This is a genomic window from Armatimonadota bacterium (assembly GCA_022563855.1).
Classification (GTDB): domain Bacteria; phylum Armatimonadota; class Fimbriimonadia; order Fimbriimonadales; family Fimbriimonadaceae; genus JADFMN01.
Genome location: JADFMN010000001.1, coordinates 344642 through 358714, shown reverse-complemented (window position 1 = coordinate 358714; position 14073 = coordinate 344642). Strand labels below are relative to the sequence as shown.

Here is a 14073-nt window from a genome sequence, read left to right as displayed (position 1 = left end):
TCGGAGAATTGGTGTTATGCGTTGCTCACTATTTCGAACACTTGGACTGGCCACGGCTGTCTGTGGCGCCGCCGCTCCTGCCGCACTAGTTGATGCACAGTACGACGGCATCATCGACCCGCCAGCCGAGTACGCGAACGGCTTCAACGCCATCGACACGGACCTGGCTCGCGAGTGGCTGACGTTCCTCGCAGGCCCGGAGTGCGCCGGAAGAGGAACCGGCCAAGACGGGTTCATGCTCGCAGCGTACTGGGTCGCAAGGCAGTTCGAGATGATGGGGCTTGCGCCAGCCGGCGAAAACGGAACGTACTTCCAGAACGTGCCGTTCACTCGCACCAGCGTGAATCTGGCAACGTCATCGATCTCCGGTCCGAACGGGTTCTTGCGCAACTTTGGCTCCGACTTTGGAAGCTCGTCCATCAGGGTTTGGAAGTTCAACGGCGAGGTCGTGTTCATCAACGCGAAAGGCGACTCCGCAGAGTTGCCGGAGAATCTAGACTTGGAGGGGAAGGCGGTCGTCATCGTTGAGAACGACGTGTCTGGCAGCTTTCGCACGGCTATGAACCGCTCCGGAGCTGCTGTCAGAATCTACGTTCGGGATGAGATCGTTGCGCCTTCGCCATCTGTTCGACGTGGTCACGGTGCGACGCTGCGCTCCTCGCGCCGACGGTCGTCGCTCAGCATAACTCGCTCCGCCGCCAAAGACTTGGCAATCGCGATGGGGGTCGCTCCGTCCATCACTGCATCGGGGTCGACTGGTAGCAGAGCCGTCGTCTACGCGGCGGGCAACGGGACGCTCGACGTAAGCGTCGATGTGATGGCTGAAGATATCTACGTTCCAAACGTGTTGGCGAAACTAGAGGGCTCCGACCCCAAGCTGAGGCACCAGTACATCGGTGTCGGTGCGCACCTGGACCACAACGGAATCCTCAACGGCGTGATACAGCCGGGAGCAGACGACGACGGCTCCGGCACCACGGCCATGCTCTTGGTTGCTAAGGCCCTGACCACGAACGAACTCAAGCCCAAGCGCAGCGTAGTATTCATGGCGTTCACCGGGGAGGAGAAAGGGCTGGTCGGGTCCGGATACTACGCGGCGAACCCGCTCATGCCGCTCGAAGACATGTCCTGCCTGCTGCAAATGGACATGGTCGGTCGAAACGAGGAGAAGTCGGACGACGCTCCCGAGGACAACGTCAACACGATTCACCTGATCGGCAGCAAGAGGATCTCAACGCAGCTGCACAACATGACCATCGCTGCGAACGATTACATCCAGTTCGAGTTCGAATACGACGAAGAGGACGTGTATCGGCGCAGCGACCACTACAAATTCGCGGAAAAGGGCGTGCCGATCACGTTCCTGTTCAGCGGTTTTCACCCTGACTACCACAAGGCCACGGACACGATCGACAAGATCAACTTCGACAAGATCGTGAGCGCAGCCCGGCTCAACTACATCGTCGTGCAGAGAATAGGTCAGCTCCCTGGATTGATAACGAGAGAGGTCATCGACGACTAGGCAATGAGACGTCGGACGGTCGGTTTTGCAGGATTGCGCGGTGCCAAGCGTTGGCTCGGCGGCGTGGCGGTTGTGGCGCTGTGCGCGCTGTGCCTAGGTTGCGCTCAGCGAGAGACCACGCTGGGATCAGTCGCCGGGTCGTGGCAGCTGCTCGATCCTGACGGAAATCCGATCGGCGGGATGATCCTCACCCTGAGCGATGATATGACGTTCCAAGAGCCGGGCTTGCCAGCGCTTTCCGGCACGTACACCTTCGTCGATGGACTGGTCAAAATGCGGGTCGAAAGGATGGGCGAGCTGACTCGCGAGAGCTTCGCAGAGATGAGCGGAGATATGCAGGGCAACACGAACGAGTATCTCGACACCTTAGATAAGCAGTACGTGTTCGACCTGGAAAAAGACGATGCTGGCGAATACTTGCTTCGCCAGCACGACCCCAATGTCGGCCAGGCCGAACGCGTCTACGTCCGCATCGACGAGGCGGACGACTAGCTCTTCAAGTACTCTGTCAGGGCCTTCTTCGCTTCCTGAGGCTTGAATCCGCGTGGTCCCGGGCCGCTCTGATAGACGATCTTGCCGTCTGTGCCAATGACATAGATTCGATCTGGCCAGCCGCCGTACTCCGTCCCGACCTTGTCGTCCAATCCATCGATGATGATCGGAATGCTGATCTTAAGCTCAGTGGCGCAAACCGTGGCAATCTCAGTTCTCTCATCGAGCGTTGTCGGCGATTTTACGTTGATGCCGGATCGGTTGTTCCCTCTAGCCCGCCGGCCGTCGCTCGGATGGGCTTCCCGAATGTACACTATCCGAAAGTCTGCCCTGTCCTTGTACTCGTCGAACCACTTTTCGAGCGCTCCCACCTGGGAGCGGAAAGGCGGTCACGTGTAGCTGCCGAAAATGAGAATAGTGGGCCGCTCTCCGAAGTTGCTCTTCAGCTCAAACGTCTTTTCAGAGTGAAGGATGTTCAACTTGAAATTCGGAGCCTTATCGCCCTCCTTCAATCGAACGTCAGCCCGGCGCTGCTCGCTTGCCCCGGCTGTCAGCCCAACTGCCAGGCTGGCCAAGAGGATCGTCCATCGTAGTGTCATCAACCGTCAAAACGGTCCAGACCGGCAAGAGTTCACCTGAAATTGGGCGTTTCTAGGCATCTGGAACCGGTTCCCCGGTGCCTAACTGGCCAACAAGAACCGGATTCTTTCGCGCGTCGAACCAATCAAACGTATCCTTCCGTCCCTTGAATGAGTTACACTTGCCGTCGAGTACTGGCGACCTGCGTCGGGCGTATGTCTGCGCGGGCCTGTTACCTTGGGCGAGTTCGTGATTCGACTCGTGGGCTTGGCCAAAGCGTAGCTCGCTGTCAGTATTGGAGTGGGTCGATGAGTGTGAGTTTGAGAGATATGTTTCAACGCAGCTTGTTGTTAGCGGCATGTGTCTTCGTGACGAGTGGAATCGCAATGGGACAAGGCGGGACGCCTCCGCCAAACCCAGGATCTTCATTCCAGCAGAGACTAGCCAAGACGTTTATCGAGAATCGGGGCCAGTGGGATTCCCGTGCGCTGTACCTTGCCAAGTCGCCTGGACTGGATTATTGGGTGACGAAGAACGGCATCACGATAGATTTTTACGGCTTCGAGAAGGACGGCACTTTTGGTGGCGGCGGGGGCTTGGGCGAGGCAGGCGCTGGACTGCGCCGCGTCGGCCACGTTGTCAGCCTGAACTTCGTCGGCGCCTCTAAGCTGACGCAGCCGTTCGGCTACGGCCCCGCCGAGGTCACGTTGGACTTTCTGATCGGCTCGGACCCTTCGCGGCACGCGCGCGGAGTCCAGACGTTCACCGAAGCGTACGCAACCTCGATCTACCCAGGTGTTCATCTCCGAAACTACTTCGACAGCTACAAGAATCGCTTCGACATCGTTATAGAACCGGGTGCCGACCCAGCCCAAGTGATGTATGACGTGACCGGAGCGGACGGCATCGAGCTCACCCGCGACGGCGAGTTGTGGATTTACACCGATCTCGGCACGATCGAAAACTCGCGCCCGTTTGCCTACCAGCCGATCGGCAACGCCAGAAAGGTCGTTGACGCTCGATTCATACTGCTTGGCCCAAATCGGGTCGGCTTTGAGATCGGCGACTACGATCACAGGCTTCCGCTCATCATCGACCCCCTCGTCTACGGGACGTACGTCGGCAGCGACGCGACGTTTGCCTCGACTGGTTGGGAGACGCTGGCTACCAGCGTCGCGGATGAGAACGGAAACCTGTTCATGACGGGCTCGACCACCTCGATCACGTTCCCTATAACAGACGGCCCGTACGGCTTCTCGCTGAACGGCGCTCAAGATATTTTCCTGGTTCGCTTAGCGGGCGACGCCTACACGATGAGCTACGCAGCCTACATCGGCGGCAGCGGTACGGAATCCGCCTTAGGTATCGGCTTGGTTAACAGCACTGGCGAACTGTGGATCGGCGGTACGACTGAATCGTCTGACTTCCCAGGCGTTTCGAACGGCACTGCGCTCGTGAACGTTACAGATATCTTCTTGACCAAGTTCTCGGTCGATGCCGCGGGCGTTGTGACGCCGCTGTTCTCCAGCTATTACGTCGCCGCTGGCCCAAGCATGGAGTGGGTAGATATGAAGGTCTCGCAGTCCGGCGTGGTTTACATCGCTGGCATGGCGGACAACGCTGATCTTGGCGCGTTCACCGACTTCCTGGCATTCGCTGGCGGTGGCGTTGACGGCTTTGTTACGTCCCTTGACGGCTCCGCAAACATCGGTTACCAGAAGTTGGTAGGCGGTGCTGAGGACGACACTTTGACCGGCCTCGCGGTGGACAGCGACGATAACGTGATCTTCGTCGGCTTCTTCCCGTTCACAGGCACAGAGGATACTGGCGTAACGTCGCCGCCAACCTTCCCAACGACTGCCGGCGTATACGAAAACGGACGTTTCATCCGCAACGACGAGACGTTCATCGTCAAGATGAACTCCGGAGGGTCTACACAGTTCTCGAGTCTCCTCGGCGGCGCGAACCTAGAGGATATCGCTGACGTCGCCGTTGACCAGTTAGGGGACATCTACGTGACTGGGCGGACGGAGTCGTTCGACTTCCCGCGAAACCACGGCGCGTACGACGAGAATTTCTCTACCGCGACCAAGTCGTTTGCGACCAAGATCAAGGCGGACGGAGCGGCGATTCTGTACTCGACCGGCCTGCGCACGACCGGCAACGTCATACCGATGGAGATCGCAGTTGATGACCGTGGAATCGCCATTATCGGCGGCGTCGTCGGCTTCATCCATCCTAATCCGTTTGGCATAGCGAACACCATTCCGGGATCGATCCCGATCGTCGATGGACTCGACGGCGTGTACGATTGCGGCGACAATCTTGTCTTTCCGCCGAACAACCCGGATCCGAACACTCCCAGTGCTTTTCCATCGTCTGTCGATGGGTTCGTGATGTTCATGAACGCGGCCGGCTCGGACTTGCTGTACTCGGACTACATCGGCGAGTGCGGCGACGAGATCGTCAACGACATCATCGTCGACGTGGTCGGCGCAACGTGGCTAGTCGGTGACACGACGGTCGTTTACAATGCAGACGGCCAGCAGCAATTGCCGACGGGCTTAGGCCCCTATATTACGAACAACGCGTTCAAGAGAAACGTTGGCGCCAACCAAGACGGCTGGGCGATCAAGCTCCGCGTTGGATTGCCGATCCTCGACAGCATTTCGCTGGATCCGAATGAGATGGCCGGCGGACTCGGCGTGACGTCCACAGTGACGGTTAATCTGCGCGACCCAGCCCCGCCAGGCGGCGTGACGCTAACCGCAACGCTCTCGAATCCGGCTGCGACTTCGTTCGATGTGGATCCGGGCTCGACGACTCTGATATTCACGATAGCTGTCGATACGACAACGACGACCCTGACGGTGTTCTCGCTGCCGGTCACGTCACAATCGATCAGCGATGTTCGGGTGACCCTCGACAACGACTTCGTCGAAGACCGCCTGACCATCAAGCCGTGGCTAGATGACTTCTCTATCTCGCCATCAGAAATCGTTGGCGGCAATCAGCTGACTGCACGTGTGACGTTGTTCCAGGTGGCGATGGATGCGGTGACCGTACAGTTGACGACCGACCGCCCGGATCTGGTGACGCTGCCGGTCCCGGCGCAGTTGACCGTGCCGGCAGGCGCCCAAACATCGTCGATCCTGCTGGAGACCTCCGGCGTGACGACAGCCCAAAACTTGACGATCACCGGGTCGCTGCTCGGGGTTGGTAAAGACGCCTTCGCCTCGCTGACGCCTGCCACAGTGCAGATATTGAGCTTCTTGCCGACGCGTGTGAACGGCGGCGAAGACACTGTCGCCACTGTGAGGTTGTCCGGCAAATCGGGCATCAACCGCACGATCGACATAACGTACGTCAGCGGCGCGACGGGCGCGCTCGTTGAAGGCAACGCCCTTCCGCAGACGGTAGTTATCCCCGCGCAGGAGTCGGAGGTCAACTTCGCCGTGACAGCTCCGTTCGTGCCCAGCCCGTCGGCGGTGACCTTGAACGCCAGCGACACGGTCACATCGGTGGACGGCACTCTGTTCATCGACGACATCGACATAGCTCAGTTGGTGGTTTCGCCGGCAACAGACGTGATCGGTGGCACAGTGCTTACGGTCGTTGTGCGGCTGACGCGCGCTGCCGGTGCTGGCGGATTCACGGTCGATCTGGACAATTCGAACCCAGCAGCAGGCACGTTGTCAGTTTCGACGATAACGATAGAACCTGGAGAGCTGATCAGCCCTGAATTCATGTTTACGACAGAGGTCGTGAGCGCTGACGAAGTCACGACGCTGTCGGTTAGCAAACTCGGGTTCACGACTCAAACAGAAACGGTGACGGTTCGAACGCTTGTGATCGATCTGACTCTCGATCCAATTGTGGTCGTGGGCGGAGTCGATAACTCGGTTGGCACCGTCACGTTCGCACCTGCGGCACCGCCGACAGGATTGACGCTCACGTTGTCGTCTACAAGGCCTGAAGCGGCCACCGTGCCGGCGACAGTCGATGTCCCGGGTGGCGCTACGACGTTCGACTTCGACGTCACGACCCTGAAGGTTCAGAGCGATCAGGGAGTGGTGATCAGAGCTGAGGCCAGTCCTGCGGTCTTCGCAAGCGCGACCATGACCGTCAAGACGCCAGGCATCGTCAGCCTGGTGATCGATCCGAGCACCGTTACGGGGCCGACGCCTGCGACAGGCACGGTCACTTTGGCGATCACTGCGCCAGAAGGTGGTTTGGACGTGCTCTTGGCCGCAGTGCCAGGCTCTGCGGCGGCCGTGCCGACGCTGGTCAACGTCCCCGAAGGGTCTGATACGGCCTCGTTCACGATCACCACATTCGCGGTCTCGTTCGACTCTGTCGAGACGATAACGGCGACGTTGGAATCCTCGGTTATTAACGCGACGCTGACAGTCCGCGCGCCGGTCATCTCAGGCATCACGTTCGCGCCTCCGCGCGTGCTCGGTGGCAATAACGCGATCGGCACCGTGACCCTCGATCAACCCGCACCTGTGGGTGGACTGACGATCGAAATCATGAGCCACAACCTACTGCTGGCTGTGATTGTCGGTGCAGACCAATTTGGTGTACTCACGGTTACGATCCCCGAGGGTCAGTCGTCCGCAAACTTTACGGTCATAACGGTGCCTGTGTCGCGCATGATCGCGGTGAGGTTTACAGCTGGACCACCAGCCAGCCCGATGTTCTCATCCGGCTATCTGTACATCAAGCCGTAGCAACCACCGACAATAGGCCTGAAACGAGCGCCCGGTTCGCCACAAGAGCGACCGGGCGCTTGGCATTTCGGAGCGTGAGGTAAAACAATCGCGTGGGCAAGCAGTTGGGCTGGTTCGTAGTGGGTGTTCTTTCCGGGATGGCGTTGATGGGCGCCATTGCTCGATTGCGCAGCGAGCAGGATCAGCAAGACGTGGAGGAGCTGGCCGAGTCGATCAAAGAGAAGCTCGAGGCGCTGGAACAAGAGCTCGGCTGAGCTCAAGCAGCCCGAGTTTCCGAAGCGCGGCACACTCGCCCTTTTCCCAGCTGCTTGGCGGTGAACAGAGCCTCATCCGCTCGCCGCAGAACGGAGTCAAGGGAGTCGTGCTCACGAATCTCGGTCACGCCTGCACTGGCAGAGAGCGATAGCGTCGCGCCATCGACCCCTTCCACCTTGATCTTCGTCGCGCGCACGTTCTGGAGCAATTTGCTCATCTTTTTCGTCAGGTCCTCTTCCGGCATGCTTGCGACCACGACGAACTCGTCGCCACCGTATCGACCGACAAACGCGCGAGACGGCAAGGACCGTTTCACGATTTTGACAAAGTGCCCGAGCGCGTTGTCCCCCTCCTGATGACCCCAAAGATCGTTGATGCCCTTGAAGTCGTCGAGGTCGATCATCGCAATGCTGTACAGACGCTGCTCGACTTGCGCTTTCTTACAGATAGCGGCGAGGTAAAAGTCCAGCGCTGCGCGGCTGGCACACTCCGTCAGATAATCCTTGCTGCCGGCTCCTCGAACTGCGTCGAGCTTCTTCTCCATCATCTCCATCGTGTCGGTGAGTTCCTCTTTCAGTTCATCGTGACGCTTGCGCTGGCTTTCGACGATCGAAACAGCTCTCTTGATTTCGTTGCGAACGATCTCCCTAAACTGCGTGATGTCGTCGCTGCTCGCAGCGTGCTCCAGGTTCTTGTTCATGCGGTCGAAGTCGTCGAGAGTCTCGTCTTGGCCATCGAGGGCTGTGCGGGCTGATCCAATAAGTTCGCGCAGGGCTTCTGCGGTCTCTTGTTGAAACGCCGCGATCTCTTCTCTCTGCCATGCCCCGAGTTCCTGGGCAGCGTCGCTGAACTCTTTGCGAGCGCCGTCGATGTCGCGTGCCGACGATGGGCCGTCCAGGAGGTGTGCGGTCAACTCGTTCGCCACTTTTATGAACACCTTGCTGTTCTCCGAGCCCGGCGAAATTACTAGGCCTTGCGAGGCTTCGAGCGCGGCCGCAACGTACGCGACCAGAGGCGTGATGCGTTCGCGGAGGACGGCCTCGTCAAGCTCCTCCCAGCTAGACGGACGGAGAACAGGTTGCTTTTTGCGAAACAAGGACATGCAATTCGAATTATCGGTTGCTCTACGGGCTGACTGCAACGGCAATGATATGGGCTATGCTGACTGCATGATTGGCGTGATTTTGTACCTAGCGGCCGGCTCGGCTGTCGCTGACGAACTCCCGGTGGTAGAGATGATGGTCTACCAGCGCGGGGTCTATGAGATCGAGCTGTACCCAAAGGAGGCGCCCAAGCTTGTCAAGCACTTCCTTGAATTGGTCGATCGCAAGTTCTACAACGGCATGCTGTTCCACCGGGTCGTCGACGGGTGGGTGGCGCAGACCGGAGACCCGGAGAGCAAGACCTGGACCCGCGAGGAGGCCCTGGCTGCACCGGTGGGCTCGTACGGACAGGTCGAGGGGCTCGGCGACGGCGGATCGGGGAAGACCGTTCCTTTCGAGGACAACGACATCAGCCACCTGCCGGGCACCGTGGGCATGGCCCTGGAGTCACCTGCCAGCGACACGGGCGACAGCCAGTTCTTCATCAACCTTGAGGACAACAGCCGGCTCGATCACAAGTACTGCGTATTTGGCAAAGTGACGGTTGGGATCGACCGGATCAAGAAGATTCGTCGCGGCGACCCGATCATTTGGATTCGGCGCAAGCGCTAGAGAACGGTCTTGCTCTTTACCCTGCCGTCCTGCTCCAAGTCGTAGACGTACGGCACGCCGGTCCCGACCTCGGTCTTCAGTATCTGTTCGGGGGTGAGGTTCTCTAGTGCCATGATGATCGCGCGGTTGCTGTTGCCGTGCGCGACGACCAGCACGTCCTTGCCATGGTTGATGTCGCCCATGATCGCCCGCTCGAAGAACGGAAGAGTTCTCGCTCTGGTGTCCTTTAGCGACTCGCCCCCTGGCGGGTTGACGTCGTAGCTCCTGCGCCAGATGTGGACCTGCTCCGCGCCGAACTTTTCTGCGGTCTCTGCCTTGTTCAGGCCGCAGAGGTCGCCGTAGTCGCGCTCGTTCAGCGCTTGGTCGCGGATGACGGGGACGTCGAGCCCCGCGACCTGCATCACGATGGTCAGCGTGTCCTGGGCGCGTAGCAGCGCGCTCGTGTAGGCGATGTCGATGCTGACGCCCTTTATCTTCTCTCCGGCCTCCCTCGCCTCCTGCTCGCCCTTCTCGGTCAAAGGAACGTCCACCCAGCCGGTGAATCGGTTCTCGAAGTTCCAGAGCGACTGCCCATGCCGGATCAAGATCAGCTTTGCCATTGACGGGTCAAGGATACCGGGCTATCGATTTGGATCGTTGCAGAAGTAGAACCAGTCGGTGTCGGGGAACTCCTCCAAGCCTTGGGCTTCGGCCAGGCCGCGCAACTGGCCTCTGTGGTACGCGCTGTGGAACACGAGCTGTTGCGCGATGCAGTGCAGCGGCGTCACGTGATCCACGCCGTCATCGCGCGTGAACGCGACGTCCTGGTCCGCATGCACCAGCAGGAACGACTGCCAATCACGAGCGCCTTGTTCCAAAGCCTCTCCAACCCGCAAACCGCGCAGCAGATCGACGTCTTCACCTGTGATGTGCAGCGAGGCGCGCTGCAGCCACCGTCGCTGCCAGTACGACATGTGCCGCAGAATCTCCTCGGCGCGCGCACGGTCAGGAAAGCGATCCAGAATCTCGATCCACTTCTTGTTCCCCCAGATCACGTAGTCGAATCCCAGGATCAGTTCTTCCATGTGAACTCCACCATTCTGCCTGCCGGTTCGCCAACGATCACGCCGTTCGACACGACTGCGACGCCGTTCACGATCGTGTGCACAGGCTTGCCGATTAGAAACTGGCCCTCGAACGGGCTCCACCGGCACTTGCTCTGAATCCAGTACTTAGTCACCTCGAACTCCTCTTCCAGATCAACGACCGCAAGGTCCGCGTCGTAGCCTGGGGCGATGTGTCCCTTTCCAGCGATCCCGAATAGCTCCGCTGGTCGCTCAGCGGTCATCTTGACTACCTTCTCTAGCTCAAGTTTGCTGCGGTGCACCCAGTCCAGCAGGATGGGAAGCATCGTCTGCACGCCCGGCATCCCGCTCGGCGATTTCGGATACGGCTGCTGCTTCTCCTCCAGCGTGTGCGGCGCGTGGTCGCTGCCGAACACGTCGAACAGCCCTACAGAAACACCAGACCATAGCTCCCGCCTGTGTTCTTCGTCTCGGATCGGCGGGTTCATTTGCACGAGAGTTCCCAGCGCCTCGTACGCCTCGGCGTTGAGCGACAGATGCTGAGGCGTTACTTCGCAGGTAACTGGTAGCCTGTTTCCTTTCGCCTTAACCAGGATTGCGAACTCCTGCCACGTAGAAATGTGAAGAATGTGCACGGGGCGTCCGGTTCTCTTGCACAGCGCGATCATTCGCTTCGTCGCTAAGAGCGCCACCTCCTCATCTCTGATAAATGGATGCTCCCGAACATGCGGGTTGTCTGAAAGAAGCGACTTGCGTTCTCTAAGCCGCGCCTCATCTTCTGCATGAACGGCGCACGGCCTGACCCCCGCCTCCAGAATCCTTGCGATCAGCTCGTCCTCTTCGACGAGCAGGTCGCCGGTCGAACTGCCGATGAACAGCTTCACACCCGGAGTGCCAGGCAGCATTTCAAGAGCGGCCAGCTCATCGACGTTCTGCGCCGAGGCGCCGATGAAGAACGCGTAGTTCGCCCACGACCTGCCTTTCGCCCGTGCAAGCTTGCCCTCAAGCGCCTCCCGCGTCGTCGTGGCCGGATTCGTGTTCGGCATCTCGAAGTACGTCGTCACGCCGCCCATCACCGCCGCGCGCGAGCCGGTCTCGATGTCCTCCTTGTGCGTTAGGCCCGGCTCCCTAAAATGAACCTGTGTGTCGATCACACCTGGCAGGACGTGCAAGCCCTGCGCCGAGATTTCGCGCACCGCAGTCGATTCTCTCAGATCGCCGACGGCCACGATTTTGCCGCCTTGAATCCCAACGTCGGCGTCGTTTCGGCCAGCGGAACTCACGACGACGCCACCTCTGACGATCAGATCAAACTCCGCTGGCATCCCCCTCATCATATCTCGTCGAGCAAGGAATCCCCTTGCGTTTCACAAAGCTTGCGTCGATTGGCCACAGATTCGCGCACAGGCAAGAGTATCATCTTCTCGCAAGCATGATCCCGTCCGACTCTCCCGATGTCACGGTGCTGGTTCCAGCGCTCGACGAGCAAGACACCATTGAAGAGGTACTGGACAGACTGCTTGCGTTGCCTCTCTCTCTCCAGGTCATCGTGATCGACGACGGCAGCACGGATGGCACGTCCGCAATCCTAGAGCGATACCGAGATCGCGTCACGACGATACGGAACGAGGAGCCGTCCGGCAAGGGCATGGCGATCCGGCGCGGTCTGCCGTACGCTATCGGAAGAGTGATCGTCATTCAAGACGCTGACCTCGAATACCAGCCGGAGGAGATTCCGCAGCTCGTTGAGCCGATCCTGATCGGGCAGTACGGGGTCGTCTACGGTACGAGGTTCGCAAACGGCATGCACAAGGATATGGCGCTGCCGAACAGGATCGTCAACATCCTGCTGCGGTGGGCCGTCGCGCTGCTTTACGGTCGGAAGCTGACCGACGAGGCCACTTGCTACAAGGCGTTTCGCCGCGACATCCTCGAGGAGATGGAGCTAGAGTGCAGGCGCTTCGAGTTCTGTCCAGAGGTTACGGCAAAGGCGATTCTGATGGGCGAGCACATCCACGAAGTACCGATCAGCTACGCCCCGAGGACAAGGGAGGCCGGAAAGAAAATCCGGTGGACCGACGCTCCCGAGGCTTTCTGGACCCTTCTGAAGTATCGCCGCTGGAAGAAGCGCTAGGGTACTTGAACGAAGCGACGCGCTCCTTGCGCCGACTGAGAGTGCGAACTTCAAACCGGTCGAACTTCGGAGCCGTATCGATCGACAGCAAGTACCAAGCGCGGTAGTAATCCCCGACGGCTAGAAACGGCGGCTCGCTTGGGAGGTCGAACTCGCCGGTCAGCGCCCACCCAAACTCGAATGAGCGCCACCAATCGTACCGTTTGAGTTCTTCGCGCTTTCGCGCTTGCCAGAACGCGAGTTGCTCCGCTCTCAATGGTAGCGACGTGCCTTTCGACGTCATGACGAACCGAACGTTGAGCAGCTCTTCAGGAGTTGTTCGAACGTAGTCGCCGATTCCGTAAGTTGGCAACTTCGGGAAGGCGGTGAGCTGAACGATGAACGTGTATGAGCCCGTGAGCCTCTTGCGGACCGCGCCCCATCGGTCCAGCAGTTCGTCGTCCGACCAGTACTCGCGGGCCTGCAAGAACCCCAGCCAGCGAGACATGAGTTCCGGCGAGAGCCAGATCACTTGCTCGACCGGCTGCTGCGAATACCCGTTGGACCACCAACCGATGTCCTGCTTGTCGCTCTTCCAAATCGTATCAAACGTCGTGCGCGGCGCCGGGCTGCCGAAGAGGTCGTGAGTGCTGAACTTGGGCTTGCTCCGCCCCAGCGATCGGCCCTGCGCGAGGTGCTCAGGGATCGGCGAGGCGGGGAACTGCGGGCGCCCGGCAAGCGCCGCCATGAGCAGGATCGACTCGAGGATCATCTAACTGCTATTGTCGGTATGGGCCGCGTCGGGCTTGATAGGGATTCTCGCGGGCCCGCTGGCTTCAAGAACGCCGTCGCGCAGGCGGACGCGCTCTACCGTGATCGCACCGAACAGCCCTAGGTCGGCGTCCAGGTCGATGACCGGGTTCAAAACGTCGAGCAGGATCTGCACCGCGGCCGGGTCTGCGCGCTGCCAGTCAAAGTAGATCTTTGCGTCTGTCAGCGTGAGCTTCGTTCCGTCCACGGCGACAATGTGTGCAATGATCGCGAAGTCGGTTTTGACGAACAGGAACTCGCCGTACCCTTCGACCCAGATCACATCGTTGTACACGCGCACCGTCACGCTCTTGATCTCAGCGTACTTGCCGACGATGTATTCGGCTAGGCTGTCTTCGGTTATCTTGACCGTCCCCAGGCCTTCGCCGCTGCGCGTCAGCCGCAGCTTTCGCTCGCTCCTGGCGAGCCCCAGGTCAAACCTGCAGTCTGGGATATCGACCGTCAGCTCAGAGACCAGAAGACCGCGCAATCGGAAGTCGGACAGCTGGATTCGCAATCTGTGGAGCTTGCCGTACTGCGATCTGTCGGGCTCGGTGAACAGCGGGAGTTGATCCAGCGAAAAGTTGCTCGCCGCTATCGTTGCAGACGACACCTCTCCCCAAGCCGCTGCGATTCCGTTCGGCACGATATTGACGGAGACTTGAACGGCATCGCCGCTCAGCCTGCTGGCGATATCCGCAGCGGCAGCGCGCTCGAATCTGGCAGTCTCGACGCTGCTTAGCCCGAATCCGAGACCCAGCAACAGGAAAGGGAGGAGTGGCCCCATTGG

Annotated in this window: 14 protein-coding genes; 6 read left to right on the top strand and 8 right to left on the bottom strand. The window is 59.6% G+C overall.

What is annotated here, in order from left to right; genetic code table 11:
- Positions 1 to 16 precede the first annotated feature (16 nt).
- A complete protein-coding gene (locus IH944_01720) occupies positions 17 to 1522 on the top strand; it encodes a M20/M25/M40 family metallo-hydrolase (GenBank protein MCH7903267.1) in 1506 nt (501 codons plus the stop codon).
- A 3-nt stretch (positions 1523 to 1525) separates the two neighbouring features.
- Positions 1526 to 2014 (top strand): hypothetical protein, encoded by a 489-nt coding sequence (locus tag IH944_01715; GenBank protein MCH7903266.1) that lies wholly within the window; start codon positions 1526 to 1528, stop codon positions 2012 to 2014.
- Here IH944_01715 and IH944_01710 read toward each other — a convergent pair.
- Both IH944_01710 and IH944_01705 read right to left on the bottom strand, forming a co-directional pair.
- Entirely contained in the window at positions 2011 to 2385 is a 375-nt protein-coding gene (locus IH944_01710) for a hypothetical protein (protein MCH7903265.1), read from the bottom strand. The two genes, IH944_01715 and IH944_01710, sit on opposite strands and share 4 nt — an antisense overlap.
- A gap of 18 nt (positions 2386 to 2403) precedes the next feature.
- Entirely contained in the window at positions 2404 to 2613 is a 210-nt protein-coding gene (locus tag IH944_01705) for a hypothetical protein (GenBank protein MCH7903264.1), read from the bottom strand.
- Positions 2614 to 2979: 366 nt separating this feature from the next.
- Here IH944_01705 and IH944_01700 point away from each other — a divergent pair, with 366 nt between their 5' ends.
- Both IH944_01700 and IH944_01695 read left to right on the top strand, forming a co-directional pair.
- Positions 2980 to 7326: an SBBP repeat-containing protein gene (locus IH944_01700; protein MCH7903263.1), complete on the top strand. Its 4347-nt coding sequence runs from the start codon at positions 2980 to 2982 to the stop codon at positions 7324 to 7326.
- 92 nt (positions 7327 to 7418) lie between these two features.
- Positions 7419 to 7580 carry a hypothetical protein gene (locus IH944_01695; GenBank protein MCH7903262.1) on the top strand — a complete coding sequence of 54 codons (162 nt, stop codon included), beginning with the start codon at positions 7419 to 7421 and terminating at the stop codon, positions 7578 to 7580.
- Positions 7581 to 7582: 2 nt separating this feature from the next.
- Here the strand turns inward: IH944_01695 and IH944_01690 are convergent, their stop codons facing one another.
- Entirely contained in the window at positions 7583 to 8683 is a 1101-nt protein-coding gene (locus tag IH944_01690; GenBank protein MCH7903261.1) for a diguanylate cyclase, read from the bottom strand.
- 67 nt (positions 8684 to 8750) lie between these two features.
- Here IH944_01690 and IH944_01685 point away from each other — a divergent pair, with 67 nt between their 5' ends.
- Positions 8751 to 9296 (top strand): peptidylprolyl isomerase, encoded by a 546-nt coding sequence (locus IH944_01685; GenBank protein ID MCH7903260.1) that lies wholly within the window; start codon positions 8751 to 8753, stop codon positions 9294 to 9296.
- On the opposite strand, the gene IH944_01680 is transcribed toward IH944_01685, so the two are convergent.
- From IH944_01680 to IH944_01670, 3 genes are read right to left on the bottom strand one after another with little or no spacing between them, the layout of a single operon-like run.
- Positions 9293 to 9895 (bottom strand): 2,3-bisphosphoglycerate-dependent phosphoglycerate mutase, encoded by a 603-nt coding sequence (locus IH944_01680; protein MCH7903259.1) that lies wholly within the window; start codon positions 9893 to 9895, stop codon positions 9293 to 9295. The two genes, IH944_01685 and IH944_01680, sit on opposite strands and share 4 nt — an antisense overlap.
- A 21-nt stretch (positions 9896 to 9916) precedes the next feature.
- The gene (locus tag IH944_01675) at positions 9917 to 10360 is read right to left on the bottom strand and encodes a hypothetical protein (GenBank protein MCH7903258.1); all 444 of its coding nucleotides are present in this window, start codon (positions 10358 to 10360) and stop codon (positions 9917 to 9919) included.
- Positions 10348 to 11685, bottom strand: coding sequence for a dihydroorotase (locus IH944_01670; GenBank protein MCH7903257.1), 1338 nt, complete (start codon positions 11683 to 11685; stop codon positions 10348 to 10350). Before IH944_01670 ends, IH944_01675 begins: the two co-directional genes overlap by 13 nt.
- A 35-nt stretch (positions 11686 to 11720) precedes the next feature.
- On the opposite strand from IH944_01670, the gene IH944_01665 reads away from it, so the two are divergent.
- Entirely contained in the window at positions 11721 to 12494 is a 774-nt protein-coding gene (locus IH944_01665) for a glycosyltransferase family 2 protein (protein ID MCH7903256.1), read from the top strand.
- Here IH944_01665 and IH944_01660 read toward each other — a convergent pair.
- Together IH944_01660 and IH944_01655 are read right to left on the bottom strand one after the other, a co-directional pair.
- Entirely contained in the window at positions 12388 to 13245 is an 858-nt protein-coding gene (locus IH944_01660) for a hypothetical protein (GenBank protein ID MCH7903255.1), read from the bottom strand. The two genes, IH944_01665 and IH944_01660, sit on opposite strands and share 107 nt — an antisense overlap.
- Positions 13246 to 14070, bottom strand: coding sequence for a hypothetical protein (locus IH944_01655; GenBank protein MCH7903254.1), 825 nt, complete (start codon positions 14068 to 14070; stop codon positions 13246 to 13248).
- Between the last annotated feature and the right edge of the window lie 3 nt (positions 14071 to 14073).

Bases quoted from the DNA above. Each gene is read 5' to 3' on its own strand.
- IH944_01720 (MCH7903267.1), top strand. From the start codon at position 17: ATGCGTTGCTCACTATTTCGAACACTTGGACTGGCCACGGCTGTCTGT.
- IH944_01715 (MCH7903266.1), top strand. From the start codon at position 1,526: ATGAGACGTCGGACGGTCGGTTTTGCAGGATTGCGCGGTGCCAAGCGT.
- IH944_01705 (MCH7903264.1), bottom strand. From the start codon at position 2,613: ATGACACTACGATGGACGATCCTCTTGGCCAGCCTGGCAGTTGGGCTG.
- IH944_01700 (MCH7903263.1), top strand. From the start codon at position 2,980: ATGGGACAAGGCGGGACGCCTCCGCCAAACCCAGGATCTTCATTCCAG.
- IH944_01690 (MCH7903261.1), bottom strand. From the start codon at position 8,683: ATGTCCTTGTTTCGCAAAAAGCAACCTGTTCTCCGTCCGTCTAGCTGG.
- IH944_01685 (MCH7903260.1), top strand. From the start codon at position 8,751: ATGATTGGCGTGATTTTGTACCTAGCGGCCGGCTCGGCTGTCGCTGAC.
- IH944_01680 (MCH7903259.1), bottom strand. From the start codon at position 9,895: ATGGCAAAGCTGATCTTGATCCGGCATGGGCAGTCGCTCTGGAACTTC.
- IH944_01675 (MCH7903258.1), bottom strand. From the start codon at position 10,360: ATGGAAGAACTGATCCTGGGATTCGACTACGTGATCTGGGGGAACAAG.
- IH944_01670 (MCH7903257.1), bottom strand. From the start codon at position 11,685: ATGCCAGCGGAGTTTGATCTGATCGTCAGAGGTGGCGTCGTCGTGAGT.
- IH944_01660 (MCH7903255.1), bottom strand. From the start codon at position 13,245: ATGATCCTCGAGTCGATCCTGCTCATGGCGGCGCTTGCCGGGCGCCCG.
- IH944_01655 (MCH7903254.1), bottom strand. From the start codon at position 14,070: ATGGGGCCACTCCTCCCTTTCCTGTTGCTGGGTCTCGGATTCGGGCTA.